Here is a 26,634-nt window from a genome sequence, read left to right on the forward strand (position 1 = left end):
TCTACCGCTCCGGTATCGACAGCAGGATTTCGGCAAGACAGGTCTGGCGCGCAAGGTTGTAGTTTGGCGGTGTGCGCCAGCGATCGCCGTTCTGCTGAATGTCGGCAAGCTGGTCGAGGTCAAAGCAGCGCCATTCGCCTCGCGCCGGCAGGTTGGTGGTCGTTCCGCCGCCATATTGAAAGGCGAAGGCGGCCGGCGTGCCGTCGGCTTTCAGTCCGAGCGCATGCAAGGCGAAGCGGCGCTCGGTTCCGCGATACCAGGCGGTAAGGCATCGCCGGTCAAGGATGGCCCTTTTCAGACGTTCAGCGGTCATTCCATGATAACGGCGACCCGGCCTGCAACGCTGCGTTCCAGGAGGGCGCGCATCGCCTCCGCAGCCTGGTCGAGCCGAAAGGTGCGGTCGACATGGGGGTGGCAAAGGCCCGCATCACACCAGCCCCGGATGCGCTCCATCAGCGCCAGCGTCCGGCCTGCTTGCTCGAAGCGCGCATCGTGCGGGCTCCACCCGACATAGTAGCCGTAGTTGAAGCCCATGACGGCGATCGACTTCACCAGGAGGATATTTGCCGGAATCTGCGGAATGGTGCCGCTGGCGAAGCCGATCGGACAGATGCGTCCCTCGACCGCCAGGCATCGCAGAGACTGCGTGAACACATCACCGCCAACCGGATCGTAGATGCGATCGACGCCGCGACCGTTGGTGAGCCGGAGCACCTCGTCGCGAAAGTCCGTGGCACGATAGTCGATCACGTGGTCGGCACCGTGGGCTTTCGCGAAGTCTGCCTTCCGGGCTCCGCCGGCGGTAGCGATCACGGTCGCGCCCAGGATCTTGCCGATCTCGACCGCCGCCATGCCCACGCCACCCGCGGCGGCATGGACCAGAAGGGTCTGCCCCTTCTGGACATCGAGTGCCATCGGCCAGGTCAACGCGCCGGCCGAGGTGGGATAGGAAATGGCCAGTTGGACAGCCTCGACAAAGCCGACGGTGCGCGGCTTGGGAAAGACGTTGACCTCGTGGGCCACGGCTTCCTCGGCCAGACCGCCCCAGTCGAGCACGGCCACAACTTCGTCACCGACCTTCAGGCGCTTGCAGGCGGGATCGACCTCGATGACGACGCCGGAGACTTCGGTTCCTGGGGCAAAGGGAAGAGGTGGCTTGCGTTGGTACTTTCCCGCGATGACGAGGGTGGTAGCGAAGCTCACCCCGGCGGCGCGGATTTTGATTCGGACCTGGCCGGACTTGAGAACGGGACGCTCGATCTCTTCGAGACGCAAGTCGTCGGGGCCGCCCCACCGGCGGCAGATCATGGCTTTCATGGCGCCAGTCTATAACGCGACCAAGCCGCGAGTGGCACGGGCCGTTCCGTGGCACGGAAAGGGCCTTGCGATAGCGGTGGCGAGCTCGCCTAATTGGCGGACAATGAACAAAAGACGAGTTCAAGGGAGCGAAAAGCCATGGCCATCAGTTCCAAGCCGACAGCGGCAGAACATGCAGCACCGACGGCTACCGCCATCGACCGCTGGGAGGTCGCGGTGGTCGGGGCCGGCCTGTCGGGCATGTACCAGCTCCTCAAACTGCGCGAGCTCGGTTTCAAAGTGCATGTCTATGAGGCCGGCAGTAATGTCGGCGGGACGTGGTACTGGAACCGCTATCCAGGGGCCCGCTTCGATTCGGAGAGCTGGACTTATGGCTTTTCGTTCTCTGACGAGCTGCTCAAGGAGTGGACCTGGACGGAGCATTTCGCGCCCCAGCCGGAAACCCTCCGCTACTGCAACTTCATCGCCGACAAATTCGATCTCCGGCGCGACATTACCTTCAACGCGCGCGTCAAGGCGGCGGCCTGGGACGATGCGGCGGATGAATGGGAGCTGATTTTCGAGAACGGACGCCGCGCCCGGGCGCATTTCCTCATCACCGCGATCGGTCCGCTTTCCGCACCGACCATGCCAACCATTCCAGGAGTCGGGGACTTCAAGGGTGAGACTTACCACACTGGTCTCTGGCCACATCATCCCGTGACCTTCGCCGGCAAGCGCGTGGCCGTCATCGGCACGGGTGCGTCCGGCGTCCAGACCATTACAGAGATCGCCAAGACCGTGGGCCATCTCACGGTATTTCAGCGCACGCCCAACTGGTGCGCGCCGTTGCGCAACAGCAAAATCGACGCCAAGACGATGGAGGAGATCCGAGCGAGCTACCAGGATATCTTTTCCCGCTGCCGCGACCACTATGGCTGTTTCATCCACGATGCCGATCCGCGCAATGCGGTCGACGTGTCGGACGAGGAGCGGGAGGCCTTCTTCGAGAAGACCTACAACACCCCCGGCTTCGCCTTCTGGCAAGGCAACTTCCGCGACGTGCTGATCGACAAACGCGCCAACGACATGATGACCGATTTCGTCATCAGGAAGATCCGCGCTCGCGTGAAAGACCAGAAGCTTGCCGACAAGCTGATACCGACCAATCATGGCTTCGGCACGCGGCGCGTGCCGCTCGAGAGCGGTTACTACGAAGTCTACAACCAGGCCAACGTGAAGCTGGTGGATCTCCGCGAGACGCCGATCGAGCGGATCACGGAGAAGGGCATCAAGACCAGCGATGCCGAGTACGAATTCGACATGATCATTTTTGCCACGGGATTCGACGCCATCACCGGTGCCTTCGATCGGATCGACATCACCGGTCGCGGCGGGCAGAAGCTGAAGGAAAAATGGTCGGACGGACCGCATACCTATCTGGGGCTGCAGATCGAGGGATTCCCGAACATGCTGACCCTGGTCGGCCCTCATAATGCGGCGACCTTCTGCAACATTCCGCGCTGCATCGAGCAGAACGTCGACTGGGTGTCGGATCTCCTGAAATACATGCGCGATAAGGGGTACCACCGCGTCGAGGCCAAGCCGGACGCCGAGGCGACCTGGACGCAGCACGTTCACGATACGGCGGCGCGACTGTTGCTCATGACGGTCGACTCCTGGATGACAGGCGTGAACAAGAATGTTGCCGGTCGCCAGAAGCGCACCTTCGTCGCCTATGCCGGCGGCGCACCGAAGTATCGCCAGAAGTGCGAGGAAGTGGTGGCGCACGGCTATGAGGGGTTCGCCCTGTCCTAGGGCGACCCTCAATGTCAGTACAGCCAGCGTGAACCTGGCTGGCGTCGAAGATCTCCGGGCTAGCCATTTCTACCGCCCTGCCGCCGTGGTATTAGTGTGCCGGGGTAGGGGAGGGTGACGCATGCTCACCACGCGACCGACCAAGCGGGACAAGGGAAGCTTTTTTAGTACAGCCCTCATGTTCGACATCCTCGACGAAGGCAACCCGGTCGGCAGCCTCGTCTACGACAAGGGCTCAAAGGCCGAGATTACCTTCGGCGACCAGGTCTTCATCGCGCAAAGGGCGAACGACAAGCCCGACGAAGTGCTTTACCAGGCTCTGGTGCGCGTCATGACTGGTGCTGGAAGACCTCCCGCCAATCCATGGATGCTCAAGGACGCTGGCAACCGGACCTTGGCGCTGGCGGAGAGTATGGGGCGCAACTTTGTCATCAGTCGCGGTTCTGAAAGCCTTGCGTTGCGCAAGACGTTCGGATCGCGCCCATACCGTCTCTATCGAGACGGTAGCGAGCAACCGCTGGGCACGGTCGGTCAGGAGAAGTTCTTCAGTCGTACCTTGCACATGAACTTGCCAGCCGAGTTCGAGCCTGCCTTTCAGATGTTTCTGCTCGTGCTTCTGCTCGACCTTTCGCTGAAGCAGATGGCGAACAACGCCAGCTATTCGCCATAGCAGCGATTTCTGTCGACGGATAAGCGCGGTCGTCTGCTATGGCAGAAAAACTCTTGCTAGCGGATGTTGAAGGACGAAGACGACCGGTCATATTGTCAATTCATGGCGAAGACGGATACCCGCGACAAGCTCCTACAGGCCGGCCTGGAGGTTCTGCATAGGCAAGGTTTCAACGCCACGGGCGTGCAGGAAATCACTGACGCAGCCGGAGTGCCGAAGGGCTCTTTCTACAATCACTTCGACAGCAAGGATCTCCTCGCCCTCGAGGTCGTGAAGGCCTACGCGGCGCGAAATGCGGAAAAGCGCAAGCAGTTGCGCGAAGGATCGGGCTCCGCGCTCAACCGGCTTCGCCGCTATTTCGACAGTTTGAACCGGATCGGTGAGGCTTCCGAATATAGCCGAGGATGCTTGCTCGGAAACTTTGCCGCGGAGCTTTCGGCGCAAAGTGCTGCTGTGCGGGAAGGCGTGCAAGGCGCCTTCGACGAGTGGACGACGCTTGTTGCAGGCGTCATCGCCGAGGCGCAGCGCGACGGATCGGTTGCGCGCGACGTGCCGGCAAAGGTGCTCGCGTCGTTCCTGATCAATGCCTGGGAAGGCGCGGTCATGCGGGCCAAGGCCGAGAAGGGTGCGGCACCTCTCAATGAATTCATGTCGGTGACTTTCAAGAAGATCCTGACCTAGACGAACGCCCATCCGGCAGGGGGAAGCTGCCTGATGGAATAAGACGACCAGTCATCTTGAAAAGGAGAAGCACCATGGAAATCAAGAATTCCATCGCCCTTGTCACAGGCGCCAACCGAGGCCTGGGACTTGCCTTCACGCAGGCATTGCTGGCGGCAGGTGCCGCCAAGGTCTACGCTGCCGCTCGCGATCCCGGTTCGATTGTGCAGAGTGGCGTCGTTCCGGTGCGGCTCGATGTGACACAGGGGGATCAGGTAGAGGCTGTTGCGCGCGACCTCGGCGATGTAACGTTGCTGATCAACAATGCCGGCATCTCGCGCGGGACATCATTCCTTGCCGCCGACGGCGTCGAGGGGCTGCGGGCCGAACTGGAGACGAACTTCTTCGGTCCGCTCCTTCTCAGCCGGGCGTTCGCCCCCGTCCTGTCGAAGAACGGCGGCGGTGCGATCGTCAACGTGCTGTCGGTGCTGAGCTGGATAAGCGCGCCGGCCTTCGAGACCTATTGTGCCAGCAAGGCTGCGGCCTGGTCTCTAAGCAATGGGCTGCGCAACTCTCTGCAAGAGCACGGCACGCAGGTTCTCTCGCTTCATGTCGGCCTCATGGAGACCGACATGGCGCGCCACCTCGATGCCCCTAAGTCCAAACCTCAGGACGTGGTGGCGCAGGTGCTGGCGGCTCTCGAGGCCGGCAAGTCCGAGGTACTCGCTGACGAGGCGTCGCGGTTGGTCAAACAAGGCCTGGCAGCCGATCCCGGCGTGTATCTGCAGCCGCTCACCGCCTGATCCAGAACCAAGGTTCCGCCACGCAAGACCGAATGTCGTTGCGTGAGGGCGCCGTTTACGAAACCATCGCCGCCCATTGTCTGATCGAACTTCCGGAGGAACCTATGCCCGATCTCATCAAGACCGTAGAAGACGGCGTGATGAAGCTCGTGTTCAATCGCCCCGACGCCATGAACGCCCTCAGCCGCGACATGATGACGGCCTTGAGCGACTCACTCGAAGAGGCGGCGGGATCGCGCGACATTGGCTGCGTCGTGGTGCGCGGGGCGGGCGACAAGGCGTTCTGTGCCGGCGGTGACGTGAAGTCGATGGCTGCCGGACGCGACCAGGAAAAGACCTACGAGGACAAGGTTCACGACATCCGCATCCGCATGCGGGTGTCCGAACTGCTGCACGAGATGGGCAAGCCCACCATCGCCATGGTCAATGGCGTAGCCGCTGGTGCGGGCCTGTCGATCGCCCTGGCGGCAGACATGCGCTTCGCAGGCAGGAGTGCGCGCATGACGACGGCGTTCGCCAAGGTCGGCTTCTCCGGCGACTTTGGCTCCCACTATTTCCTGCACAAGCTGGTCGGCACGGCCAAGGCGCGAGAGCTCTATTTCACGGCCGAGATCCTGAATGCGGAGCAGATCGAGAAGCTTGGACTAGCCAATCGTATCATCGACGATGCCAACCTCGACAGCGAGACCATGGCCTTCGCGAAGAAGTTGGCCGCAGGTCCCCGCGTTGCATGGTGGCATGTGAAGAAGAACATGAAGGTGGCCGAAGAAGGTACCCTCTCGGAAGCGCTCGACAGCGAGGCCGCCCGCATGATCCGCACCGGCGAGACCAACGACCACAAGGAAGCGGCGCGAGCGTTTGTCGAGAAGCGTGCGCCCGTGTTCAAGGGCAACTAGGCTATCTGATGGCGGCGGCGCGCCGCCAGGCTTCGGTGGCGCGCTCCCAATCCCAAGGCCACTGTGCCGGCGATGCCCGTGGGCATCGCCACGATCGCGGCCACCATCAGGCCCGCATAAAGCAGCGCCGAGAGGCCCATCCCCCAGCTCGAAACGAGGCCTGGCAGGAACTCCAGCAGGACGCCGCCAAGGATCGCTCCAGCGGGCGAATAGAGACCGCCGATCACCGCGCCGAACAGCATCTGGATCGACAGGGTGATGCCATAGGTCGTCGGCCCCACGAAGCCGAACTGGAAGGCCGAGAGGCAGCCCGCCATACCGAAAAAGGTTCCAGCGATGCCTGAGGCCATGGCGCGGACGTGGAGAACATCGATGCCTTGGGCTGCGGCGGAAAGGTCATGGTCTCGCGCCGCGAGCAGCGCCCGTCCAGTACGGCCGGCGATGATGTTGGCGCTGATCCAGGTCGCCGCTGCGAGCAGGCCGAGGGTCAGCAGAAATAGCCATCGATCGTTGCTCAAAGCGGCGATGGGGGAGCTGAGTGAATCCAGCGATAGGCCTTGCACCCCGCCCGTCCATCGCTCGATTACCCGCCAACGGAGAAGCTGCGGGAAGGCGATGGTGAGCGCGTAGCCGATCAGCGCCTGCGTCCACAGACTGTGAGCGCCCGTCACCCGGCCGAGGCCGTAGCCGACGGCAAAGCCCATCAGCGGTGCGAGGCCGAGAGCCGTATAGAGCGGCAATATGGTATGGGCCGCAAGCAAGGCAGTCGTGTAGCCGCCCATCCCGTAAAGCGCCGCCTGGGCGAAGGAGAATTGGCCGCTGATGCCACACAGGATCACGAGACCGAGCAGCGCGATCGACCAGACGGTTGCCTGCGTGAAGCGGAAAACGATGAAATCCGGGAAGCAGAACGACAGCAGCGCCGCTGCCGCAAAACCCATGGTGGTTATCGTCCGCATCGGAGTAGCATAGCGCGAATACAAGAACTTGGGAGAGACGCCATGAAGCTCAGACAATGTGTGTTCGTCGCCGAAGATCTCGAAAGCTCGCGCGAGGAGCTGTGCGATGTTCTGGGCATCGAGGTCGCCTACAGGGATCCGGGTGTCGCCAAATGGGGACTGGCCAATGTCGTCTGTCCAACCGGGCATGATTTCCTGGAGATCGTTTCGCCGACCCGAGATGGCACGTCCGCCGGACGTTATCTCGAGCGTCGGAAGGGAGACGGAGGCTATATGGTGATCCTGCAGGTAGCCGATGCCATCGCCGAGCGGCAGCGCATCACCGGGCTTGGAATACGAGCCGTCGAGCAGAAGGATCAGCCAGAGTACAAGTACACGCACTTCCATCCGGCGGATACGGCAGGCGTCCTGCTCTCCATCGACCAGACGGTCGCGCCCGCCGGCTCTGACCCCAAGCTGTGGTGGCCACCCGCTTCCAACGATTGGCTGAAACACGCTCGTTCGGATGTCACCAACGGCCTGGGTGGGGTCGAAATCCAGTGTGTCGATCCCGACAAGGCGGCGGATCTCTGGTCGAAGATCCTGGGCCGGCCAGTCGAGAGCGATATCATACGGCTCGACGACGACGGTGAAATCCGCTTCGTGCCCATTGCCGATGATCGTGGACCTGGCGTCTCCGCCTACGACGTGCGCGTCGTTGACCGCGAGCGGGTCCTGAAGGCCGCGCACAGCCGGCACAAGCAGCACGGCGTCGGCCAGATCGAGGTCTGTGGCTGTCGCATCAATCTGGTCGATCGATAAGCGGCAGCCCGGTGCCGGGACGGTGCCCGATCTCTAGGCGGCGATCGCCTTGGACAGCCGGCCTCGGATCATCGCTTCGGCCTCGGTGACGATGCGTTCGACGAGTTCCTTGCAGGTCGGAATGTCGTTGATGAGGCCCATGCAGGTGCCGGCCGACCAGATGCCGTGCTCGAGATCGCCGGTCTCATAGACGATCTTGCCCTTGGCGCCGGCGACAATCGGGCCGATCTCCTGGATGGTCTTGCCTTCCCCTTCCATTTCGATCGCCTTCAGGGCGATCGAATTCCCGTAGACACGGCTGGTGTTGCGCATGGTGCGGAGGATCAGCGCCGTGCTGCGTTCGTCGGACGCGACGATCTTCTCCTTCACGTTCTGATGGATCGGCGCTTCCTTGGTCGCCATGAAGCGCGTGCCCATGTTGATGCCTTCGCAACCCAGGGCGAGGGCAGCGACCAAGCCACGTGCATCGGCGAAACCTCCCGAGGCGAGCATCGGGATCTTGATCACATTGGCTGCGGCCGGCAGCAATACGAGGTTGGGCACGTCATCCTCGCCGGGATGACCGGCGCACTCGAAGCCGTCCATGGAGATGGCATCGACGCCCGCTTTCTCCGCGGAGATGCCGTGCCGCACCGACGTGCATTTGTGGATGACCTTGACGCCCGCTTCCTTGAGCTTCGGCAGGAAAGGCTTCGGATTGTTGCCGGCGGTCTCGACGATCTTCACGCCGGAATCGACGATGGCATCGATGTATTCACCGTAGGGGCGCGGCACGAGAGTCGGCAGGATGGTGAGGTTCACGCCGAAGGGCTTGTCCGTCATGTCGCGGCAGCGCTTGATCTCCTTGCGCAGATCCTCGGGCGTCGGCTGGGTGAGGCCGGTCAGGATGCCAAGGGCACCGGCGTTCGATACGGCCGATGCCAGTTCTGCTCGTCCCACCCATTGCATGCCGCCCTGCACGATCGGATGCTGGACTCCGAACATTTCGGTAAAGCGCGTCTTGATCATCGCTATCGTTTCCCCGCTGGGTTTCTTGGTGCAAGCATTAGCGGACCGGCCGCAGCCCCGCTACCTTGCCGACCGCATTCTGAAAGATCGTTCTGCGACGCGGATCAGGTCGACACGTTCTGAGCGTCAGAAACTACCAGCCAGCTCGCGCACAATCTCGGCGAGGGCGAGGGAGGCTGTAAGGCCGGGGGATTCGATGCCGAACAGGTTGATCAAACCGGGGATGCCGTGCTCGCGAGGTCCCTGGATCATGAAATCCTGGGCCGGCGCGCCCGGCGCTACGGTCTTTGGTCGAATGCCCGCATAGCCTGGCTGCAGGGCGCCGTCCTTCAAATCGGGCCAATAGCGGCGAACGGCAGCATAGAACTTGTCCGCGCGATGCGGATCGACGGTGTAGTCGACATGATCGATCCACTCGACATCCGGCCCGAATTTCGCCTGGCCACCGAGATCGACGGTGATATGCACGCCTAATCCCCCAGGAACCGGGACAGGGTAAATCAGCCGGGAGAAGGGTGAACGTCCCGCCAAGGTAAAGTAATTGCCCTTGGCATAATAGGCCGTCGGGATGCGCTCGGCTGGCATGCCGGCAATCTTGTGCGCAAGAGCGGGGGCGTAGAGGCCGGCCGAATTGACGACCAGCCGGCAACGCAACTTCATTGGCTCCGCGCCGCCGATCTCGATGTCGAGTCCCTCGTCGGTCGCGCGACCTTGCTCGAAAGGGCTGCGGAACGCGAACATCGCATTCCGGCTCTCCGCGTCGCCTTGCAACGCCAGCATGTAGCTGTGGCTGTCGATGATGCCAGTGGCCGGTGACAGGAGCGCGGCCGTGCATTTCAGGCTAGGTTCAAGGGCAAGGGCCTCAGATGCCGTCAGGAGTCGCATGCCCTCGACACCGTTCGCTTCGGCGCGCCCCTTGATCTCGATCAGACGGGCGCTTTCATCCTCATTGGTGGCGACAATGAGCTTCCCGCAATTGCGATGAGGCACGCCGTGCTCCCGGCAGTAGGCGTAGAGAAGGCGTCGCCCCGCAACGCATGTGCGGGCCATGAGGCTATCCTTTGGATAGTAGATTCCAGCGTGGATGACCTCCGAGTTGCGAGACGAGGTCTCCGTGCCGATGGCATCGGCAGCTTCGATGACGATGACCTCACGACCGGCAAGGGCAAGGGCACGGGCCACGGCAAGGCCCACGACGCCAGCTCCGACGACGACGGTATCGACGGACTCGAACGGGGACGAATTCATGGTTGCATGCTAGAACCCGCCGTTCGCTTAGTCACGAATCAGAGGTGTTGTGCGACATGAAAGGCGCGTTGGTCACGGGAGCAGGCCTCAGGATCGGCCGCACGCTGGCGCTCGCCCTGGCGGCGGATGGCTATTTCGTGTTCGTGCATCATAACCAGGCAAAAGACGGAGCCCGAGAAACAGTGGCCGCGATTCGGGCCGCAGGAGGCCATGCGAAAGCTGTTCGCGCCGATCTGTCATCGGCCGGCCAGGCCGAATCCTTGATCAGGCGATGCAAGGCGCCCGGGGTCGGCCTTGTCTGTCTCGTGAACAACGCCTCGCTCTTCAAGCTCGATCGGGCGCCAACGGCGACGGCGGCCGCGTTCGATCTGCACATGGCAGTCAATTTGCGGGCGCCCCTTCTGCTGTCGCAGGCGCTCGCGCGGCAATTGCCGGAGGGCGAGACGGGGATGATCGTGAACCTGCTCGACCAGAAGCTGTTCAATCTCAATCCCGACTTCCTCACCTACACCCTGTCCAAGATCGGCTTGCAGGGATTGACGACTCTGCTGGCACAGTCTTTTGCCCCGCGCTTGCGCGTGGCCGGTATCGCGCCAGGCCTGACCTTGCGCAGCGGCAGCCAGACCGACGCCCGGTTTACCGAGCAGCATACCGCCAATCCCCTGGGTGTCGGTGTGACACCCGATGATCTCGTGCGCGCGCTACGCTTCATCTTGGCGACTCCAAGCTTCACCGGCGATACGCTGATCGTCGATAGCGGAGAGCATTTGACTGGTCGACCACGCGACATTGCCTTTGACGGAAAGAAAAAGAAGCTGAAATGACACTGCCCACCAATCGCCGCATCTTCATACGCGACTTCCGACTCCAGGTGTCGATCGGCATCCATGACTTCGAGAAGGAAGGGCCGCAGATCGTGGTCGTGAATATCGACCTGTTGCTGGAGCCCATGGAGCGGCCTCATCACGACCGCATTGGCAATGTGCTGAACTACGACGTCGTGCATGATGGCGTCGTGACCCTCGCCAAGTCCCGCCACTTCAATCTTCAGGAGACGCTCGTCGAGGCCATTCTCGATCTCTGCCTGACGCAGCCGGGTGTCATCGAGGCGCGGGTTTCGACGGAGAAGCCGGACGTCTATCCGGATTGCCGCGTCGGCTACGAGGCCGTGCGTCGTCGCCAGCCAGGCTGATGGGTAGATGACCAGTCTGCCGCCGACTACGGGGCGGCGCGCCTCTCTCGTCCTGCTGTTCGCCGCTCTGATCTGGGGATCGATGATCCCGGTCCTGGCAGCGCTGGCGGAGCACTACGACAAGTGGCTTCTGTCCTGGCTGCGCTATGTCCTTGGCATGCCTGTCCTATGGCTTGCCGTATGGATGACGGCGCCGCCAAAGACCAAGACAAGACCGGTCCGGCCATTGCAGCTTCTAAGCCTAGGCGCGGCCATGACGGCCTTCTCCGTGCTCTACACATTCGGTGTCTCACGCTCTCACCCTGCAACGGCCGCCATCGTCCTGACCTGCGGCCCGATCTGGGCGACCTTGTTGGCGCGGCTGATGCTGAGGACACCGATGCCGCCCGGATTCTTCGTTACGCTGGTTCTGGTCCTCACAGGCGGCGTGCTGGTGGTACTGGGGACCCCGCAGGCAGCGGCAGGCCTTGGCTTCCGCGGTGGCGAGCTCCTGCTGGTGATCGCGCAATTCTGCTGGAGTTGGTATTCGATCCGGGCTCAACAATGGCTTGCCGATCGGGGACAGATCGCCTTGTCCGCCCTGACCTCGACGGTGGCCAGCGGCCTGTTGGGACTGGTGTGCATCGGCGTATGGATGTCGATCGGAATCGAATGGCCAACCCATGCGCCGACCGCTCTGGATCTCGGCATGATCGCATGGGTCGGGGTGCTCGGCGTGGCTGTGGCAATTCTGCTGTGGAATGTCGGCGTATCGATGGTCGGCGTGCCGATCGCGTCGCTCTATTCGAATTCCGCTCCGATCTTTGCCATTGGTCTCGCAGCCTTCATGGGTAAAGAACCGACTTGGCTTCAGGTCGCTGGTGGCGCTGTCGTGCTCGGCGCCATTGCCCTTCTGCAGGCTCGTCAGATCAGGACTGGGCGCCGATGAGGCACGAACACCGCCATCTGCTGGGCGCATTCGCGGCCATGCTGTTCGTCGGAGCAAGTTGGGGTGCCAACCTGCCCGTGACCAAGGTAATGCTGCGCTATTTCGATTTGCTGCCCTTAGCAGCCATGCGGACAATAGCGGCAACGGCGGCATTGGCGTTGCTTCTGTGGATCGTCGAGGGTTCGCGCACCCTCAGGATCGACCTTGGACCGGTGAGGTTTCTGTCACTCGGCTTCATGATGTCGAGCTTCTTCGCGATCTATGCGCTCGGCATCTATTACAGCAACCCGATCTCGGCGGCGGCGGTGCAGGTGGCGGGACCCCTGGTGTCCGCCCTAACGGTCCGTCTGGTGACCGGCACACGCTTCGATCCAGGCTTCGGCGTAGCGTTGGGATTGACGTTGCTGGGCGGCGTCATTCTCTCGACAAGCAGCCTGGTCGGCACTGGTCCCGTCTCCCTGGGCGGGGGAGAACTCATCGTTCTCTTGAGCAATGCATTGTGGGCGCTCTACAGCATCAAGGCCCAGGCTTGGTTCGAGCGCGCAAGCCAGCTTCATCGTGCCTATGTCGCATCGCTTTCGGCCATGGGCTGGCTGACCGTAATCAGCCTTGTCCTGGTAGCACTCGGTGCCGCCCGTTCGCCCTCCGGCATTTCCGATGGCTGGGTATGGACGCAGCTTCTCGTCGTGGCCGTGCTGGCGAGTGGCCTTGGCGGGTATTTCTGGAATATCGGCGCCAGTCGCCTCGGCGTGGCGATAGCCTCGCTCTGGGTCAATCTCGTGCCGTTTTTCGCCGTCCTTTGGTCGATGGCCTATGGCTATTGGCCCAATGGCTACCAGATCGTCGGCGGCTTGGTGGCTCTGACCGGAGTGGTGTACATGCAATGGCGCAAGCTGCAGATCATGAACGCGATTCCCCGATGACTTCTCCTTCTCCTCTTGGCGTCCGCGGTTGCCAGTGGATCGATGTGCCAGGCGCCTCCGATGCGCGTGGCAGCGTCAATTTCCTCGAGTTCGGTCAGGCGCTGGATTTCCAGCCACGCCGGATTTTCTGGCTGCATCACGTGGCACCGGGGCAGTGGCGAGGCCGGCACGGACATCGTATGTCGAAGCTGGTGCTCGTGGCCCTGAATGGTCACTGCCTGCTGCATCTCGACGACGGTACGGTAAGGCAACAGGTGCGGCTCGATGACCCCGCCAAGGCGCTCTATATGGGCCCCTGGGTGTGGCATGAGCTGACAGACTTCGCGCCACAGACGGCGGTGATGGTCATTGCGTCGTCTTTCTATGAAGAGGTCGAGTACTTGCGCGACTACGAGACGTTCAGGCGCGAAGTCGGAGGACAGGGACGATGATCCCGTTTCTGGACATGAAGTCGGCCTATGCCGAGTTGAAGGCTGAACTCGATGATGCATACCGACGCGTGATGGAGTCGGGCTGGTTCGTTCTCGGCAAGGAAGTCGAGACGTTCGAGGCCCAGTATGCGTCCTTTTGCGGGGCGCGCTATTGCATCGGTCTCGGCAATGGGCTCGAAGCCCTCGAACTCGTTCTCAGGGCCTGGAATATCGGTCCGGGCGACGAGGTGATTGTCCCGTCCAACACTTACATCGCTACGTGGCTTGCAGTGACGGCTGTTGGTGCCAAGGCCGTGCCCGTGGAACCCACGCCGGCGGGCCCGAATATCGATCCCGAGCGAATAGGGGCGTCGATCACGGCACGCACGAAGGCGATCATGCCGGTCCATCTCTATGGCGAACCTGCCGACATGGACGCGATCATGGCGTTGGCCGAGAAGCACGGGCTCAAGGTCATCGAGGATGTGGCCCAGGCTCAAGGCGCTCGCGTCCGTGGTCGTCGCACCGGCAGTCTCGGCCATGCTGGCGCGCACAGTTTCTTCCCGACCAAGAATATCGGTGCCTTCGGTGACGGTGGAGCGGTGACAACCGACGATGCCGTGCTCGCCGAGCGGTTGCGGGCGCTCCGCAACTACGGCAGTAAGGTAAAATACGTAAACATCGAACGCGGATTCAATTCGCGGCTTGACGAATTGCAGGCGGCCTTTCTCCAAGTGAAGCTGCGCGTGCTCGATTCATGGAACGAACGTCGGCGTCGGATCGCGGCGCTCTATGACGACAAGCTGAGCGGAATTCCGGGGCTTGGCCTTCCGCGGGCGCCGCAATGGGCTGAACCTGTCTGGCATCTTTATGTCGTGCGCACAGCCCGCCGCGCAGAGCTGATGAAAGCCCTGGATAAGGCAGGCATCGGGGCGTTGATCCACTATCCGATCCCACCGCACCTGCAACAGGCCTACGCGGATCTCGGCGCGTCGAAGGGAAGCTTTCCCTTGGCGGAAGCGCTCGCCGATACTGTTCTCAGCTTGCCCATGGGGCCGCACCTGCCTGAAAGCGCGGTCGATGAAGTTGCGGTCGTCGTCCGACATACGCTGGGCTGACAAGGAGGTGCCCGCCTACATGTTTTCCGATGGCGGATGGATGCCGTTATAGTTCCGGTAATAGTCCCATTTTGAGCTGTAGTAGCGCGTCGGGTAGGCGTTGGAATATCCGTAGGAATAGCCTGGCGAATAATACCCGTAGGCGGGCGCGTAAGCGTAGTTTGGACCGTAGTAATAGGGCCGCTCTGCGCATCCGGCGCTAGTGGCGACAACGGCGGCGAGAGCGGCCACACAGAGTGCGGTTCTCATGGTTGGCTCCTTGGCTGTCCAGGAAGTCAACCCGCTTGCGGGAGCGTGGTTCCGTGTCGCAGTCTGCAACCGCAACGACGGCCGCGCTTGCATAATCAGCAGAGGAGACAAAGGCATGAAGATCGGGGCTGTGATGTTCTTCACGGCGGACTCCATGCGACCTGCTGCGCTCGGGCGGGCGATGGAGGAGCGCGGCTTCGAATCGCTGTGGGTGCCGGAACACACCCACATCCCCTCGTCACGCAAGTCGGCCTATCCGGCGGGCGGCGGCCTGGTCCGGGCCTATTACGAGATTATGGATCCGTTTCTTGCGCTGAACGCGGCGGCGACCGCGACGACGACGCTCAAGATCGGTACGGGCATTTGCCTGGTCATTCAGCGCGACCCGATTGTTACCGCCAAGATGGTGTCCAGCATCGACCAGCTGTCGGATGGCCGCTTCCTGTTTGGCGTTGGCAACGGTTGGAACCAGGATGAAATCGAGAACCACGGCACGGAGTTCAAGACGCGGCATAAGTTGGCGCGTGAGCGGATCGAGGCGATGAAAAAGATCTGGATGGAGGAAGAGCCCGAGTATCACGGCGAATTCGTCAATTTCGACAAGATGAAGCAATGGCCAAAGCCGATACAGAAGCCGCACCCGCCGATCATCGTTGGTGGCGGATTTCCCCACGCAGCCCGTCGCGCGATCCGCTACGGCGATGGTTGGATTCCGCGCGACGACTGGCTCGAGCGCGACGGCATGGGCATCATCGCCGAGTTTCGAAAGATGGCAATCGATGCGGGGCGCGATCCGGCCAGCCTTCCGGTCAGCATTTTCCGGGTCCCCGACAAGATCGACCGCCTGCGCCTGTGTGAGGATATAGGGATCGACCGTGTCGTCTTCTCCCTGCCGGCCGAGAAAGAAGAAAAAATCCTGCCCATTCTCGATCGCTGGGCCGAATTGAAGCAACAGATGGGCGGTTGAGCAGGTCGGCCACGCGAAGACGACTGTGGCTGGCGCCCCGGCCTGCCTACTTCTGTCGAAAGGCCCGGCTGAAGGACTGGGTAAGCGGCCCCACGATGTAATCGAATGCCGTCCGGCTTTCTGTCGGGATCATGACTGTGGCCGGCATCCCCGGATACAGGCGGATCCCCGGCAAGCTTGCGAGTTCCGTCACATCCGGCCGCACCGAAGCAACGTAGTAAGGGCTGTTGGTCTTGGGATCCGTAAGGCGATCGGCCGAGACCTGGAGCACTTCTCCACGGATCGTGGGCACGATGCGCTGCTTGTAGGCGGTGAGATGTACCTCCGCCTTCATGCCCGGATGCACGTCACTGATTTCATCGACGGCGACCTGAACCTCGACGGTAAGCGAATCCTCGTCGGGCACGATGTCGAGAATCTTCTCTCCGCGCTGGATCACGCCCCCGATGGAAAATACGCTGAGCCCAACGACCCGCCCCGCGTAGGGAGCGCGTATCTCCATGCGGCTCAGCACGGCTTCGGCGTTCGCAAGTTTCGGCAGCACCTCGACCAGCTTTGCCTGGATCTCGCGTAGGTCCTTCGTGATATCGGCCATATGGTCGTTGCCGAGCTGGGCGATCTGCAGCTCCTGCTCGGCGATGGCTTGACGAAACTTGGCGATGTTGGCCTGGGCATCCGCCGCCTGTCCGTCGAGGCTGTAGGCCGTACGCTGGAGCTGGAGAAGGCGCGGTCGAGGTAGCAGCATCTTGTCGACCAGCGGCGCGACGCTGTCGGCTTCGCTGCGGACCGATTGGATCTGTTCATTGTAAGCCCGCACCTGGGCCTCGGCGCCTTCGATCTGCGATTGAAGCTGGTGGATCTTTTCGCCGATGACCTTCCGTTGCCCGTCGATCGCTGCGCGCCGGCTTTCGAACTGCTTGATCTGGCCGGTCCAGATGCTCCGGGCGTAGGAATCGTCTCCCCGGTTCGCCAGATCGGCCGGTATGGTCATTTCACCGGCGTTGGCGAGTTCGGTGAGCAGGCGAACCTCGGTGGCACGCAGGACGACATACTGCTCGGACAGGACTTGGAATTCGGCTTTGGCCTGGGTGTCGTCGAGCACGATCAGAACATCGCCCACATTGACGTGGTCGCCTTCCTTAACGCGCAGGTCCTTGACGATGCCACCATCCAGGTGCTGCACGCTTTTTCGATTGCCTTCGACCTTCACCATGCCGTTGGTGACGACCGCTCCGTTGAGGGGAGCGATCGTCGACCATAAGCCGAGGCCGCCGAAGAACAGGCCGATTATCAGCCAGCCCGCCACTGCGGCGCGCCGGATCGAGTCGCTATCGATGTCATTCGAGCAGGGCGCAGAGAGGTGCGGATTCATTGGGCTCTCGCTGTATTGGCCGGCCGGCGCATGGCCTGCACCGTGGCTGGTGGTGCGACGGCGGAGACACGATTGAGGTGTGCAAGGACATCGGCGCGCGGCCCGAACATCTCGACGGCGCCGTCACGCAGAACAAGAATCTTGTCCGCCATGCTGATCGTGCTCGGGCGGTGGGAGACAAGAACGACCGTGGTTCCACGCTCCTTGAGCGCCTGGACACATCTGGCGAGGGCCAGATCGCCGTCGGCGTCCAGATTGGAACTCGGCTCGTCGAGCACTACAAGGCTGGGATGGCCGTACACGGCTCGGGCCAAGGCCAGCCGCTGGCGGTAACCGCCTGACAGAACGGCGCCACCTTCTCCGACCGCTGTCTCGTATCCATCCGGCAGACGAAGAATCAACTCGTGCACGCCGGCCATTTGCGTGGCATGAACCGTCTCCTGATCGTCGCCGGGCTGGAAGCGATTGATGTTGGCGGCAACCGTGTCCGAGAAGAGCTCGATGTCCTGCGGCAAGTATCCGACATACCGCCCGAGAGTGCCGCGTGACCAGGTGGCGACATCGGCCCCGTCCAGTCGGACCGTGCCCGCACTCGGCTGCAACACGCCGACAAGATGCCGTGCAAGGGTTGACTTGCCGGCCCCGGACGGGCCGATCACGGCGAGAACCTCGCCTGCATCGATCGAAAACGAGACGCTGCGCAGGATGGGCTTTGCCTGTCCCGGCGCGACATAGGAAGCGGCCTCGACCGACAGTTGTCCCTTTGGTCGTGGGAGCGCAATCGGCGTCGGCCGCGCATGGCGCTCGCCAAACAGCGCAACGAGTCGCGTCCAGGCACCCCGAACCGAGACCAGGTTGCGCCAGGATCCCACGACCTGTTCTATGGGAAGAAGTGCACGACCGAGCAGAAGGCTGGCGGCGAACATCGAGCCGGCCGTGACCGTCTTCTCGATCACGAGGTAAGCGCCCAGACCGAGAATTACCGACTGCATCGACAGGCGCAGGAAGCGGATGAGGCTCTGAATGGTCGCCGCCCGGTCACTGGCGGTGACCTGGCGGCTGATCATCTGGCTACGGTCGCGAGCCCAGCGAGCAAGCACCCCCTCGATCATCCCCATGGCGCGGATCGCTTCCACGTTGCGCAGGCTCATCTCGGTGAAGCTGTAATTGCGGGCGGAGGCTGCATTGGCGTCCGACAGCGGAGCGTCGACCAGCCATTCGTTGGCGAGCGCCATCAGGACCAGCAGCACGCTGCATCCGAGGGCGAAGGCGCCCAGGCTCCAATGGAGCATGAAGATCACGGCAATGTAGATCGGTGCCCAAGGCAGATCGAACAGGGCATGGATGCCGGAGCCGCTGATGAACTGACGAAAACTGTCAAAGTCACGCAGGAACTGGCTACGCGCGCCGCCGGCGACAGCCGGCCGCTCGACGATGGCAGTCATGATACGGGGCGCGACACGCCTGTCGATGCGCACGCTGGCACGGGTCAGCACGTGGGCGCGCGCGATATCGAGTCCCGAGAGTGTCAGATACGCCAGAAGCAGAACGAGGGTGAGCATCACCAGCGTAACCTCACTCCCGCTGGGAACCACTCTGTCGTAAAGCTGCAGCATATAAAGAGGGCCGGCCAGGTAGAGCAGGTTGATGGCCAGGCTGAACGCTCCGGCGGTAGCGAAATAGCTGCCGCTGGAACGCAACAGATCGACAAGTTCGGAGGGTCTGCGGGTCATTGTCGATCACGCGTGATGGAAGTCGCTGCCGGTGAGGCCGAGATTCACGCCGAGCAGAGTGATCTGCATGTTGGCGGCATGGGTATCGGACGTCGATACGGTCTCGGCGACACTGGTCGTGTTGACGAGAACCTGAGTGTTGCCGCCAACCTCGAGGAACGCCACGCTGTGGGCGGCGAGGGTCAGATTGCCGCTTCCTGTGATATTGCCCTGAAACTGCGGCACGCCGCTGGAAGCATTGATTCCGCCGATGTTCGTGAAATCGATCCTGTCGTATCCGTGATGGAAGTCGGTGATGGTGTCCGAGGCTGTCGCGGTCGACTCGGCCGCAGCATTGTAGGTGAAGGCGACTTTGCCGGTGCCACCGGTCAATTTATCAGCGCCGGCCCCTCCGATGACGATATCGCTGCCGCCACCTGCATTGATGATGTCGTTGCCGCTCGAGCCTGTCAGTGTCGCGGCAACTGTACTCCCCATGATCGCTGTGTTTGATCCGCCGCTGATGTTTCCGGCCAGATCAGTAGTGTTGAAGCCAAAGCTATGGGCGACGGTAGGGTCGCCGTTCGCTTGGTAACTCCAATGGCCGCTGGCATCGGTGGTCGTCCAGCCGATCCAGTTGTCACCGTCATAGAGGGAGATGTTGTCACCCGCCTCGCCGGTGCTGCCGCTCAGCGTCAAGATACCATTGCTGGAGGTCATGCCGGTGATGGCGGGGTCTGTCTGGACATGCGTATCGAGCGTGAAGGAGACAGAGGCCGAGCCGGTGTTGCCGGCAAGATCAGTCTCGGTCGCGACGACCGTGTGAGTGCCGTCGGCCAAGCTACTCGGCGTGAACGACCACGCACCGGCAGCATCGGCAGTGGCGGTGCTACTGATGATGCTTCCGTCGACGGTGAAGTGCACAATCGCACCAGCGTCGCTCGTTCCGACGAGAGCCGGGCTGGACGTGGTCGGGCCGCCGCTCAGAAGATGTTCTGTCACGGCCGGCGCTGTCGTATCGAGCGTAAACGTCACAGCGCTCGTGCCGGTGCCGCTGCCATTGGTCTCACTGGCGACGATCGTGTGAGAGCCATCGGCGAGCCCGGTGGGCGCAAAGGACCAGGCGCCCGTCGAATCGGCGCTGGCTGTCTGGGTGATCGTACTGCCATCGACGGTGAAGTGGACGACGGCATTCGCGTCGGCGGTGCCGGTGAGGGCAGCGCTCGACGTGACGTGATCGGTCGCGGAGGCACCGGTGTCGTGAAGTAGATGTGCCGTCACTGTCGGGGGCGACACGATAGTGCTGTTCAGCACCAGAGATGAGCTGCCGTGTCCTTCGTTACCCGCCAGGTCGACCGCGTTTACGCCATAGCTGTGTGACACGGTGGGATCTGCAGAGGCGGTCAGGGTCCAGGCGCCGTTGCCGCCGGTGGTGGCGAAGCCCAGCCAAGTGTAGCCGTCATAGACTGAGATCGTGTCATTGGCTTCACCAGTCGTGCCGGTCAATGTGACCTGCCCATTGGCAAGGACGCCTCCCGTGATCACAGGGACGGGCGCATGCGTGTCCAGGGCAAAGGTGAGGGAGGCGGAACCCGTGACACCGGCGGCGTTGGTCTCGCTGGCCACGATCGTATGGGTGCCGTCGGCAAGCCCCGTCGGCGTATAGGACCACACGCCGTTGGCGTTGGCGATGGCGGTGGTGGCGATGGCACTGCCATCGAGGCTGAAATGCACCGTTGCGCCCGCGTCCGCGGTTCCGGTGAGAGCCGCGTTGGAGGTGATCTTGTCGGTCGCGGAGCTGCCGGTGTCATTGCTGAGCGCTGCCGTAAGGGCGGGCGGGGCGCTGAGCGTGAAGGATACCGAAGCGGAGCCGGTATTGCCGGCTGCGTCCGTCTCGCTGGCGATAACGGTATGGCTTCCGGCCGAGAGCCCTGTTGCCGTGTAAGACCAGGCTCCGCTGGAATTGGCCGTCGCGGCGCCGGTGATCGGGCTGCCGTCGACGGAGAAATGCACCGTTGCCCCGGCATCTCCGGTACCGGTCAAGGTGGCACTGGAGGAAGTCTGGCTACCGGCCTTCTCGGTCACGACCGGGGCAGTCGTATCGAGCGTGAAGGTGAGGGACGTGCTGCCCGTGGTCCCTGCCGCATTGGTTTCGCTCGCAACGATCGTATGGCTGCCGTTGGCAAGTCCGGTCGGTGTGTAGGACCAGACTCCAGAGGAATTGGCTGTGGCCGTTGTCGTGACGGCATTACTGTCGATGGTGAAATGCACGGTCGAATTCGGATCGGCGGTGCCAGTCAGCGTCGGATTGGCCGTGATCTTGTCGGTCGATGAGGTACCTGTATCCGAGGCAAGCTTCTCCGTGACCGAGGGGACGGTGGTGTTGAGCGTAAAGGAGATCGAGGCCGACCCGGTATTGCCGGCGAGATCGGTCTCGCTCGCGACGATCGTATGATTGCCGTCTGCCAGGCCGGTTGGCGTGAACGACCAGGCGCCGCTGGCGTTGGCTGTAGCGGTCCCGGTCACAGCCTTCCCATCCACCGTGAAATGGACCGTGGCATTGGGGTCGCCGGTTCCGGTGACGGCGGCGCTGGAAGTCGTCGTGGTGCCACTGGCGAGCTTCTCCGTTACCGCCGGGGCTTTGGTATCGAGTGTAAAGGTGATGGAGCCGGTGCCCGTATTGCCGGCAGCGTTGGTTTCGCTTGCTACAATCGTGTGGGTGCCGTCAGCGAGGCCGACGGGCGTAAAGGACCACGCTCCCGTCGAATTCGCCGTCGCCGTGGACGTCAGTGCAGTCCCATCGACCGCAAAATGGATTACCGCATTGGGGTCAGCGGTTCCGGTCAGCGCCGCCGACGAGGTGATGTGGTCGTTCGATGATGAACCTGTATCGCTGGCCAATTGTTCCGTCACGGTCGGTGTGACAGACATCGCGTCTATGGCGGACACGCCGATCACGGGATTACCGCCCGTCACCGCTATGTTGGAGCCGACCACGACATTGCCGCCGCCGGCGATGGCCACCGTACCGGTACCCTGAATATTGGCCATTACCGTCGGGTCGGAACCAGAACCATAGTATTCGCTGTCGACGCCAGTAAGGGTGACTTTCGCTCCAGAAGAGAGGTAGCCACCGACGCCTGCCGTCTGGGGACCGTAGGTCGAAAAAGTGTCGTCGGTAAAATTGGCCGATCCCTGAACGACGGCGCCAGCGCCAACGTTGTTCTCGAAGCCGCTCTCCTGCACGAGCGTGATGCCTGAGGGTGCGGCGATCCCCGGACCATCATTCTCGACGAAGTAGGCACCCTTGACGCTCATGTCGTGTGTGCCGTTCTCGAGGATCATGCCGGCCGTGCCATTGTGCCGGAAACCGCCTCCTTCCCATTCGAGGCCGGACGCAATTCCTCCACCAGGGCTGTTGGCAAAGCGGGCGCCGCCGTCGGCATTGCCATTCATCCAGGAATTGAGCACGAGACCTTGTGAGACATTGCCGATCACGTCGAGACCGATGCCGCCGACATGTTCGACGCTGACGTTGCTGACACTGAGGCTGGCGATCGCACGATCGCTGCCGTCGGCCACGATCTTGATGCCGTCGCCCTCCGCGCCATTGCCCTGGATAGAGAAGTTCGACAGGGTCAGTGAGGAGAGATGCACGCCGGCAGCTACGACGATCTCGATGACCGGCCCGCCGTTGCTGACCTGGGAGACGATCTTGGCGCCGCCGAGATCGATGCCGAACGCCGCCTGCGTGGCGCTGGTGACGTTGATGATGATCGGCGATGTGACGGTGTAGGTGGTGCCGGAGAGATGGGCGACGTCGCCAGCGACCAGGGCCGACTTGAGGGCCGTTTCCACGGCCCCTGTACCGGTGCTGCTGGCCACGGCGGCAGTGATCGCAGTCGTGACCGGCGCCAGGGTCGGTAAGGCCACTCCCAGATTGCTGTGCGATATGCTCGCTACATCGCCGCCGCCGAAGCCGGCGACCGAGACGCTCGATCCGTTCACGACATGTCCGCTGTTCGAGACCTCGAAGGCGCTCCCACTGCCCTGGAGGTTGGCAAGGTCGGCGCCGCTGCTGGTATTGCCGACCAGGGTGGCGTTGCCGGCAAGGTAGCCGTCGATGCCGACGGTCTGCGCGCCGGTCGAGGTGAATGTGTCGTCGTTGAAGTTGCCGTAGTTCTGGAACGCGACTCCGGCGCCGTGGTTGTTCTCGAAGTCGGTGCCGGTCACGGATGTGATCCCGGACATGGCGCTAATGCCAGGGCCGCCGTTCCCGCTGATGGTTGCGCCGTCGACGCTCATGTCGCGGGCGCCGTTATCCAACGTCAGACCGGCACCGGTATTGTTCTCGAAACCGCCGCCGAACCAGCGCAGCGCGCTGACCTGACCGCCGCCTTCGCTATGCGCAAAGTAGGCGCCGCCTTGGGCATTGCCGTTCATCCACGAATTGGAGACCAGCCCCTCGAAAACGCTGCCTTGCACGTCGAGGCCGTAGCCGCCGACGTGATTCACGGTCACATTGTTGATGTTCCAGTTGTAGACCCACCGGTCATTGCCGTCGGCGACGATCTTGATGCCGTCACCCTCCTTGCCGTTGCCCTGGATGGTGAAGTTCGAAAGAGTGAGATACCGAAGATCCACGCCAGGGCCGACGTCGATCTCGATCACCGGTGCACCGTTGGTGATCTGTGAAACGATCGTCGATCCGCCAAGATCGATACCGATCGGGCCCTGCGTGGTGCTGTTTACCTGGATGACGATGGTCGACGTGACCGTGAAGGTGCCGGAAAGGTGCGCCATGTATCCGCCACCAAATGCTGCGGACATCGCGGACGCTAGAGTGGTCGTGCTCGTTGAACCGGTCGGCGCTGCTGTCGTCGAGAGCAGGGCGGAAGTAGGATCGTCGGCCAGAAGAAGCGTTGTCGTTCCGGTGGCGTCGGTGCTTGAAGTCGTCATCTAATCCTCTGTGACACGCTGCAGAAGGGTCTGACATCAAACCGCAGCGTCGCGTCTGACGGTGGACGTTTCCCCAATTCCTTCGCTTTGGTTCAGAAGGATTGCTGCTGCCGCGGGACGTGCGCTGGCTGCGGGCACACCGGTTCGCTGCCTGGCCGAGGTCCTTCCTCTGCCAAACACTGTCACCAGATGAACACTCGCCCTTGCCCCCCGGCTGGCGTAGCTGGATGCAGCGCGGTAACGCGCCGACAATCCTTCCAGTACCTGACGAAGTAGAGATGAGCGGCGCCGGACCAACGGTCCGTCGTAGTCATGCAGTCAGCGGTTGAAGCCGCCGACCTCTCGGCCAGACGAGCGATCGCTCTCCTGAGCAGCGAGAGAAGGAAGACATCTCGGATTCAGCCGGTCGCCATGCAGCGGCCGCTGTCGCAGTTCAACGATCCCTCATACGCCAGCAATGGGCTGAATCCGGCACGCCGAGGGATCCGCAGGAATGGCAGTCTCAGGTTCTTCGAACCGAAAATTACCCCCGTAACGACGCAAAATTGAGAATACGAAGCGGTAGTCGCGGAAGCGCTTAGCAATCGTCGCTGGGGATTGCCTCAGGGCCGTGCGACTACGGCTGTTATGCCGCAGCCACCCTCAATGCAACCTTCCTGCCAAACGATCGTTTGGCGCTCCTCAAGCGTGCGGAACATGCGGCCTGATAGCCCCCGCAACATTGATTTGTGTCAACTGTGGGCCGGCGCATCCCGCCGCTTTACGCGAGGATGAAATGAGGGCGATTTCGCTTCGGGAAGGGTGAAAGGGTCGGTCGGTCCTCGACGGCGGACGAGCGATATGTTCACTTGTATATCACGAAATTGGCCCGCTATAGTTTGCCGACCACAATGGGGGATTGCGTGAAGATCAGTGCCAGAAACCGGCTCAAAGGCTCGATCGTCGAAGTCAGGAAGGGGCAGACGACGGCCCATGTTCGGATCGACGTTGGCGGCGGCTCCGTAGTCACCGCCTCGATCACGAATGAGGCCGTCGATGAGCTTGGTCTGGCTGTGGGCCAAGTCTGCTATGCGATTATCAAGGCATCGGACGTGATGGTCGGACTGGAGAGCTGATGATCGCGGTGCTGACCTGCGACGGAAGCGCGATACGCGGCACCGTCGCCCTCGGGCGAATTTGTTGCGGGCGCGTTGGGGTTGCGAGTTGAATATTCGCCGCCGGACCTTCCTCGGGTCGATAAGCGCGACGACGATGTTGGCCGCGCCTGTGCAGGCCCAAGACAGGTCGGTGGTCGATTCCGTTCGGCGGCGAATTCGCGTACCACTCCGTGCAAGCCGCGTTGTGCCGGCCGGTCCACCAGCGTCCATTCTGCTATATGTGGTCGCCCCGGAGGCAATGGTCGGCTGGGTGCCGTTGCCTCAGCAGGATGCGAAGAAATTCCTCGTTCCGAGCGTGCGCGATCTTCCGGCCTCGGTTCGCCTGACCGGGAAGGGTGGGCCGTCCGATTTCACGTCGGTCATGGCGCTGCAGCCAGACCTGATTGTCGACTTCGGTTCAACGAACTCCGACTATGTGAACCTCGCCGAGCGTGTCCAGAAGGCGACGGGCATTCCCTATGCCTTGATCGATGGCCGTCTCGACAGGCTTCCTGCGGCGCTCCGATTGGCCGGAGATATCCTGGGGCGCACCGAACGAGGTGAAGCCCTAGCCAGCTATGCTGCCGACACCCTCGTGGCTATCGACCGGGCGATCGAGGCCGTCCCCACCCATCGGCGACCTCGTGTCTATATCGCGCGCGGCGCGGATGGTCTGCAGACGGCACCACGCGGATCAGGTCTGGCCGAGACCATCGAACGGGCCGGCGCTACCAATGTTGCCGATCTCGGGGCCGGCATGGGTAGCGGCCTCATGGTTACGATCCAGCAAGTATCGGCGTGGGCACCGGACGTCATCATTGCCTTCGATCAGGCCGCTGCCGATGTCCTTCGCGACAATGCCGAATGGCATCCGATTGTTTCCTCCAGAAGGCTGATCGTGGCGCCGACACTGCCATGGAATTGGCTCGGCGAGCCGCCTTCGGTCAATCGGCTGATTGGGTTGCGCTGGCTTGCAGCTGCTTTCTACCGGGTACAGATCGACCTCGTTTCCGAGATACGGAAGTTCCATCGCCTCTTCTATGGGACCACTCCGACCGATCCGGAGCTGAAGGCCCTACTGCAGGGCGCGCTCTAGAGCTTGCGGCCGTTCGAGGTCGCGAAACTCACGAAACCCGACTCTCCCGTCGCAACATCGCCGCGATACACGGTACTTCTAGAACGGCAGCCTTCCATTGTGGAGGGTGCAATGATCCCGGTTATCGGCACCATCGCTTTCGGCCTTGCTGCCGCAGCCTTCATTCGGTGGGGTGAACCCATCCTCGGGAGTCTCCTCGTCATCTGCGCGATCGTGTGGGTCGCATCGGCGCTCCCTCTGGGACCGCACGGCGGGCTGCCGCGCCGCCGGGTCCGTCTCCTGCGGTTGGAATAGCGTCGGCTACCGATTCTTCCGATGACGTTTAGGGCGACCAACCGGATAGGCGCATAGCCTCAACAGGTGGGGGAGGAAGAGATGTCGACGACGTGGCTTGCCGTTATCGCGGAAACCGA

Annotated in this window: 25 protein-coding genes and 1 pseudogene; 17 read left to right on the plus strand and 9 right to left on the minus strand. The window is 62.3% G+C overall.

The genetic code is table 11. The features are described from left to right. Position 1 precedes the first annotated feature (1 nt). Together B5D62_RS01965 and B5D62_RS01970 are read right to left on the minus strand one after the other, a co-directional pair. Positions 2-313, minus strand: coding sequence for a hypothetical protein (locus B5D62_RS01965; RefSeq protein WP_085932139.1), 312 nt, complete (start codon positions 311-313; stop codon positions 2-4). Next, entirely contained in the window at positions 310-1,317 is a 1,008-nt protein-coding gene (locus tag B5D62_RS01970) for an NADPH:quinone oxidoreductase family protein (RefSeq protein WP_085932140.1), read from the minus strand. Before B5D62_RS01970 ends, B5D62_RS01965 begins: the two co-directional genes overlap by 4 nt. A gap of 138 nt (positions 1,318-1,455) precedes the next feature. Between B5D62_RS01970 and B5D62_RS01975 the strand changes: the two genes are divergently transcribed. The 6 genes and pseudogenes from B5D62_RS01975 to B5D62_RS01995 all read left to right on the plus strand — a co-directional run bounded on the left by B5D62_RS01975 (position 1,456) and on the right by B5D62_RS01995 (position 6,143). Further along, the gene (locus B5D62_RS01975; RefSeq protein ID WP_085932141.1) at positions 1,456-3,114 is read left to right on the plus strand and encodes a flavin-containing monooxygenase; all 1,659 of its coding nucleotides are present in this window, start codon (positions 1,456-1,458) and stop codon (positions 3,112-3,114) included. Between the two features lie 121 nt (positions 3,115-3,235). Continuing rightward, the gene (locus B5D62_RS01980) at positions 3,236-3,784 is read left to right on the plus strand and encodes a hypothetical protein (protein ID WP_139373694.1); all 549 of its coding nucleotides are present in this window, start codon (positions 3,236-3,238) and stop codon (positions 3,782-3,784) included. 102 nt (positions 3,785-3,886) lie between these two features. After that, positions 3,887-4,042 (plus strand): annotated as a pseudogene (locus B5D62_RS34320) (TetR/AcrR family transcriptional regulator); the annotation flags it as partial. 12 nt (positions 4,043-4,054) lie between these two features. Continuing rightward, positions 4,055-4,465 carry a TetR family transcriptional regulator C-terminal domain-containing protein gene (locus B5D62_RS01985; protein WP_231714699.1) on the plus strand — a complete coding sequence of 137 codons (411 nt, stop codon included), beginning with the start codon at positions 4,055-4,057 and terminating at the stop codon, positions 4,463-4,465. A 74-nt stretch (positions 4,466-4,539) separates the two neighbouring features. Then, on the plus strand, positions 4,540-5,247 hold the full coding sequence (locus tag B5D62_RS01990; protein WP_085932144.1) for an SDR family oxidoreductase: 708 nt from the start codon (positions 4,540-4,542) through the stop codon (positions 5,245-5,247). A 104-nt stretch (positions 5,248-5,351) separates the two neighbouring features. Then, the gene (locus B5D62_RS01995) at positions 5,352-6,143 is read left to right on the plus strand and encodes an enoyl-CoA hydratase (protein ID WP_085933478.1); all 792 of its coding nucleotides are present in this window, start codon (positions 5,352-5,354) and stop codon (positions 6,141-6,143) included. Here the strand turns inward: B5D62_RS01995 and B5D62_RS02000 are convergent. Beyond that, a complete protein-coding gene (locus B5D62_RS02000; protein ID WP_170920742.1) occupies positions 6,140-7,084 on the minus strand; it encodes a branched-chain amino acid ABC transporter permease in 945 nt (314 codons plus the stop codon). The genes B5D62_RS01995 and B5D62_RS02000 overlap by 4 nt on opposite strands. 60 nt (positions 7,085-7,144) lie before the next feature. Between B5D62_RS02000 and B5D62_RS02005 the strand changes: the two genes are divergently transcribed. Next, the gene (locus B5D62_RS02005; RefSeq protein ID WP_085932146.1) at positions 7,145-7,903 is read left to right on the plus strand and encodes a VOC family protein; all 759 of its coding nucleotides are present in this window, start codon (positions 7,145-7,147) and stop codon (positions 7,901-7,903) included. A gap of 33 nt (positions 7,904-7,936) precedes the next feature. On the opposite strand, the gene B5D62_RS02010 is transcribed toward B5D62_RS02005, so the two are convergent. Further along, positions 7,937-8,911, minus strand: coding sequence for an NAD(P)H-dependent flavin oxidoreductase (locus B5D62_RS02010; protein WP_085932147.1), 975 nt, complete (start codon positions 8,909-8,911; stop codon positions 7,937-7,939). Between the two features lie 126 nt (positions 8,912-9,037). After that, complete coding sequence (locus B5D62_RS02015) at positions 9,038-10,159, minus strand: NAD(P)/FAD-dependent oxidoreductase (RefSeq protein WP_085932148.1); 1,122 nt, start codon at positions 10,157-10,159, stop codon at positions 9,038-9,040. A gap of 56 nt (positions 10,160-10,215) precedes the next feature. On the opposite strand from B5D62_RS02015, the gene B5D62_RS02020 reads away from it, so the two are divergent. From B5D62_RS02020 to B5D62_RS02045, 6 genes are read left to right on the plus strand one after another with little or no spacing between them, the layout of a single operon-like run. Beyond that, positions 10,216-10,983: an SDR family oxidoreductase gene (locus B5D62_RS02020; RefSeq protein ID WP_085932149.1), complete on the plus strand. Its 768-nt coding sequence runs from the start codon at positions 10,216-10,218 to the stop codon at positions 10,981-10,983. After that, the gene (locus tag B5D62_RS02025) at positions 10,980-11,351 is read left to right on the plus strand and encodes a dihydroneopterin aldolase (protein ID WP_085932150.1); all 372 of its coding nucleotides are present in this window, start codon (positions 10,980-10,982) and stop codon (positions 11,349-11,351) included. Before B5D62_RS02020 ends, B5D62_RS02025 begins: the two co-directional genes overlap by 4 nt. A 7-nt stretch (positions 11,352-11,358) precedes the next feature. Beyond that, on the plus strand, positions 11,359-12,279 hold the full coding sequence (locus B5D62_RS02030) for a DMT family transporter (protein WP_085932151.1): 921 nt from the start codon (positions 11,359-11,361) through the stop codon (positions 12,277-12,279). Beyond that, positions 12,276-13,202, plus strand: coding sequence for a DMT family transporter (locus tag B5D62_RS02035; RefSeq protein ID WP_085932152.1), 927 nt, complete (start codon positions 12,276-12,278; stop codon positions 13,200-13,202). The genes B5D62_RS02030 and B5D62_RS02035 overlap by 4 nt, the downstream gene beginning before the upstream one ends. Beyond that, a complete protein-coding gene (locus B5D62_RS02040; protein WP_170920743.1) occupies positions 13,199-13,633 on the plus strand; it encodes a sugar 3,4-ketoisomerase in 435 nt (144 codons plus the stop codon). Before B5D62_RS02035 ends, B5D62_RS02040 begins: the two co-directional genes overlap by 4 nt. Next, entirely contained in the window at positions 13,630-14,730 is a 1,101-nt protein-coding gene (locus tag B5D62_RS02045; protein ID WP_085932154.1) for a DegT/DnrJ/EryC1/StrS family aminotransferase, read from the plus strand. The genes B5D62_RS02040 and B5D62_RS02045 overlap by 4 nt, the downstream gene beginning before the upstream one ends. A 15-nt stretch (positions 14,731-14,745) precedes the next feature. Here B5D62_RS02045 and B5D62_RS32790 read toward each other — a convergent pair whose 3' ends face one another. Beyond that, complete coding sequence (locus B5D62_RS32790) at positions 14,746-14,979, minus strand: hypothetical protein (RefSeq protein ID WP_139373696.1); 234 nt, start codon at positions 14,977-14,979, stop codon at positions 14,746-14,748. A 10-nt stretch (positions 14,980-14,989) separates the two neighbouring features. Here B5D62_RS32790 and B5D62_RS02050 point away from each other — a divergent pair, with 10 nt between their 5' ends. Continuing rightward, complete coding sequence (locus B5D62_RS02050) at positions 14,990-15,946, plus strand: LLM class F420-dependent oxidoreductase (protein ID WP_218190910.1); 957 nt, start codon at positions 14,990-14,992, stop codon at positions 15,944-15,946. Between the two features lie 46 nt (positions 15,947-15,992). On the opposite strand, the gene B5D62_RS02055 is transcribed toward B5D62_RS02050, so the two are convergent. From B5D62_RS02055 to B5D62_RS02065, 3 genes are read right to left on the minus strand one after another with little or no spacing between them, the layout of a single operon-like run. Further along, positions 15,993-17,318 (minus strand): HlyD family type I secretion periplasmic adaptor subunit, encoded by a 1,326-nt coding sequence (locus B5D62_RS02055; RefSeq protein WP_085932156.1) that lies wholly within the window; start codon positions 17,316-17,318, stop codon positions 15,993-15,995. Beyond that, positions 17,315-19,051 carry a type I secretion system permease/ATPase gene (locus B5D62_RS02060; RefSeq protein WP_085932157.1) on the minus strand — a complete coding sequence of 579 codons (1,737 nt, stop codon included), beginning with the start codon at positions 19,049-19,051 and terminating at the stop codon, positions 17,315-17,317. The genes B5D62_RS02055 and B5D62_RS02060 overlap by 4 nt, the downstream gene beginning before the upstream one ends. Before the next feature lie 6 nt (positions 19,052-19,057). Continuing rightward, positions 19,058-23,989: a beta strand repeat-containing protein gene (locus B5D62_RS02065; protein ID WP_085932158.1), complete on the minus strand. Its 4,932-nt coding sequence runs from the start codon at positions 23,987-23,989 to the stop codon at positions 19,058-19,060. 902 nt (positions 23,990-24,891) lie between these two features. Here B5D62_RS02065 and B5D62_RS02070 point away from each other — a divergent pair. The 3 genes from B5D62_RS02070 (at position 24,892) to B5D62_RS02080 (ending at position 26,515) form a co-directional block, all read left to right on the plus strand. Continuing rightward, a complete protein-coding gene (locus B5D62_RS02070; protein ID WP_085933479.1) occupies positions 24,892-25,104 on the plus strand; it encodes a TOBE domain-containing protein in 213 nt (70 codons plus the stop codon). A 61-nt stretch (positions 25,105-25,165) separates the two neighbouring features. After that, entirely contained in the window at positions 25,166-26,221 is a 1,056-nt protein-coding gene (locus B5D62_RS02075) for an ABC transporter substrate-binding protein (protein ID WP_218190911.1), read from the plus strand. A gap of 111 nt (positions 26,222-26,332) precedes the next feature. After that, positions 26,333-26,515: a hypothetical protein gene (locus tag B5D62_RS02080; RefSeq protein ID WP_085932160.1), complete on the plus strand. Its 183-nt coding sequence runs from the start codon at positions 26,333-26,335 to the stop codon at positions 26,513-26,515. Positions 26,516-26,634 lie beyond the last annotated feature (119 nt).

Origin of the sequence: Enhydrobacter aerosaccus (assembly GCF_900167455.1) — a bacterium.
Lineage (GTDB): Bacteria > Pseudomonadota > Alphaproteobacteria > Reyranellales > Reyranellaceae > Reyranella > Reyranella aerosaccus.

Bases quoted from the DNA above. Each gene is read 5' to 3' on its own strand.
- B5D62_RS01965 (WP_085932139.1), bottom strand. From the start codon at position 313: ATGACCGCTGAACGTCTGAAAAGGGCCATCCTTGACCGGCGATGCCTT.
- B5D62_RS01970 (WP_085932140.1), bottom strand. From the start codon at position 1,317: ATGAAAGCCATGATCTGCCGCCGGTGGGGCGGCCCCGACGACTTGCGT.
- B5D62_RS01975 (WP_085932141.1), top strand. From the start codon at position 1,456: ATGGCCATCAGTTCCAAGCCGACAGCGGCAGAACATGCAGCACCGACG.
- B5D62_RS01980 (WP_139373694.1), top strand. From the start codon at position 3,236: ATGCTCACCACGCGACCGACCAAGCGGGACAAGGGAAGCTTTTTTAGT.
- B5D62_RS01990 (WP_085932144.1), top strand. From the start codon at position 4,540: ATGGAAATCAAGAATTCCATCGCCCTTGTCACAGGCGCCAACCGAGGC.
- B5D62_RS01995 (WP_085933478.1), top strand. From the start codon at position 5,352: ATGCCCGATCTCATCAAGACCGTAGAAGACGGCGTGATGAAGCTCGTG.
- B5D62_RS02000 (WP_170920742.1), bottom strand. From the start codon at position 7,084: ATGGGTTTTGCGGCAGCGGCGCTGCTGTCGTTCTGCTTCCCGGATTTC.
- B5D62_RS02005 (WP_085932146.1), top strand. From the start codon at position 7,145: ATGAAGCTCAGACAATGTGTGTTCGTCGCCGAAGATCTCGAAAGCTCG.
- B5D62_RS02010 (WP_085932147.1), bottom strand. From the start codon at position 8,911: ATGATCAAGACGCGCTTTACCGAAATGTTCGGAGTCCAGCATCCGATC.
- B5D62_RS02015 (WP_085932148.1), bottom strand. From the start codon at position 10,159: ATGAATTCGTCCCCGTTCGAGTCCGTCGATACCGTCGTCGTCGGAGCT.
- B5D62_RS02020 (WP_085932149.1), top strand. From the start codon at position 10,216: ATGAAAGGCGCGTTGGTCACGGGAGCAGGCCTCAGGATCGGCCGCACG.
- B5D62_RS02025 (WP_085932150.1), top strand. From the start codon at position 10,980: ATGACACTGCCCACCAATCGCCGCATCTTCATACGCGACTTCCGACTC.
- B5D62_RS02030 (WP_085932151.1), top strand. From the start codon at position 11,359: ATGACCAGTCTGCCGCCGACTACGGGGCGGCGCGCCTCTCTCGTCCTG.
- B5D62_RS02035 (WP_085932152.1), top strand. From the start codon at position 12,276: ATGAGGCACGAACACCGCCATCTGCTGGGCGCATTCGCGGCCATGCTG.
- B5D62_RS02040 (WP_170920743.1), top strand. From the start codon at position 13,199: ATGACTTCTCCTTCTCCTCTTGGCGTCCGCGGTTGCCAGTGGATCGAT.
- B5D62_RS02045 (WP_085932154.1), top strand. From the start codon at position 13,630: ATGATCCCGTTTCTGGACATGAAGTCGGCCTATGCCGAGTTGAAGGCT.
- B5D62_RS32790 (WP_139373696.1), bottom strand. From the start codon at position 14,979: ATGAGAACCGCACTCTGTGTGGCCGCTCTCGCCGCCGTTGTCGCCACT.
- B5D62_RS02055 (WP_085932156.1), bottom strand. From the start codon at position 17,318: ATGAATCCGCACCTCTCTGCGCCCTGCTCGAATGACATCGATAGCGAC.
- B5D62_RS02060 (WP_085932157.1), bottom strand. From the start codon at position 19,051: ATGACCCGCAGACCCTCCGAACTTGTCGATCTGTTGCGTTCCAGCGGC.
- B5D62_RS02065 (WP_085932158.1), bottom strand. From the start codon at position 23,989: ATGACGACTTCAAGCACCGACGCCACCGGAACGACAACGCTTCTTCTG.
- B5D62_RS02080 (WP_085932160.1), top strand. From the start codon at position 26,333: ATGATCCCGGTTATCGGCACCATCGCTTTCGGCCTTGCTGCCGCAGCC.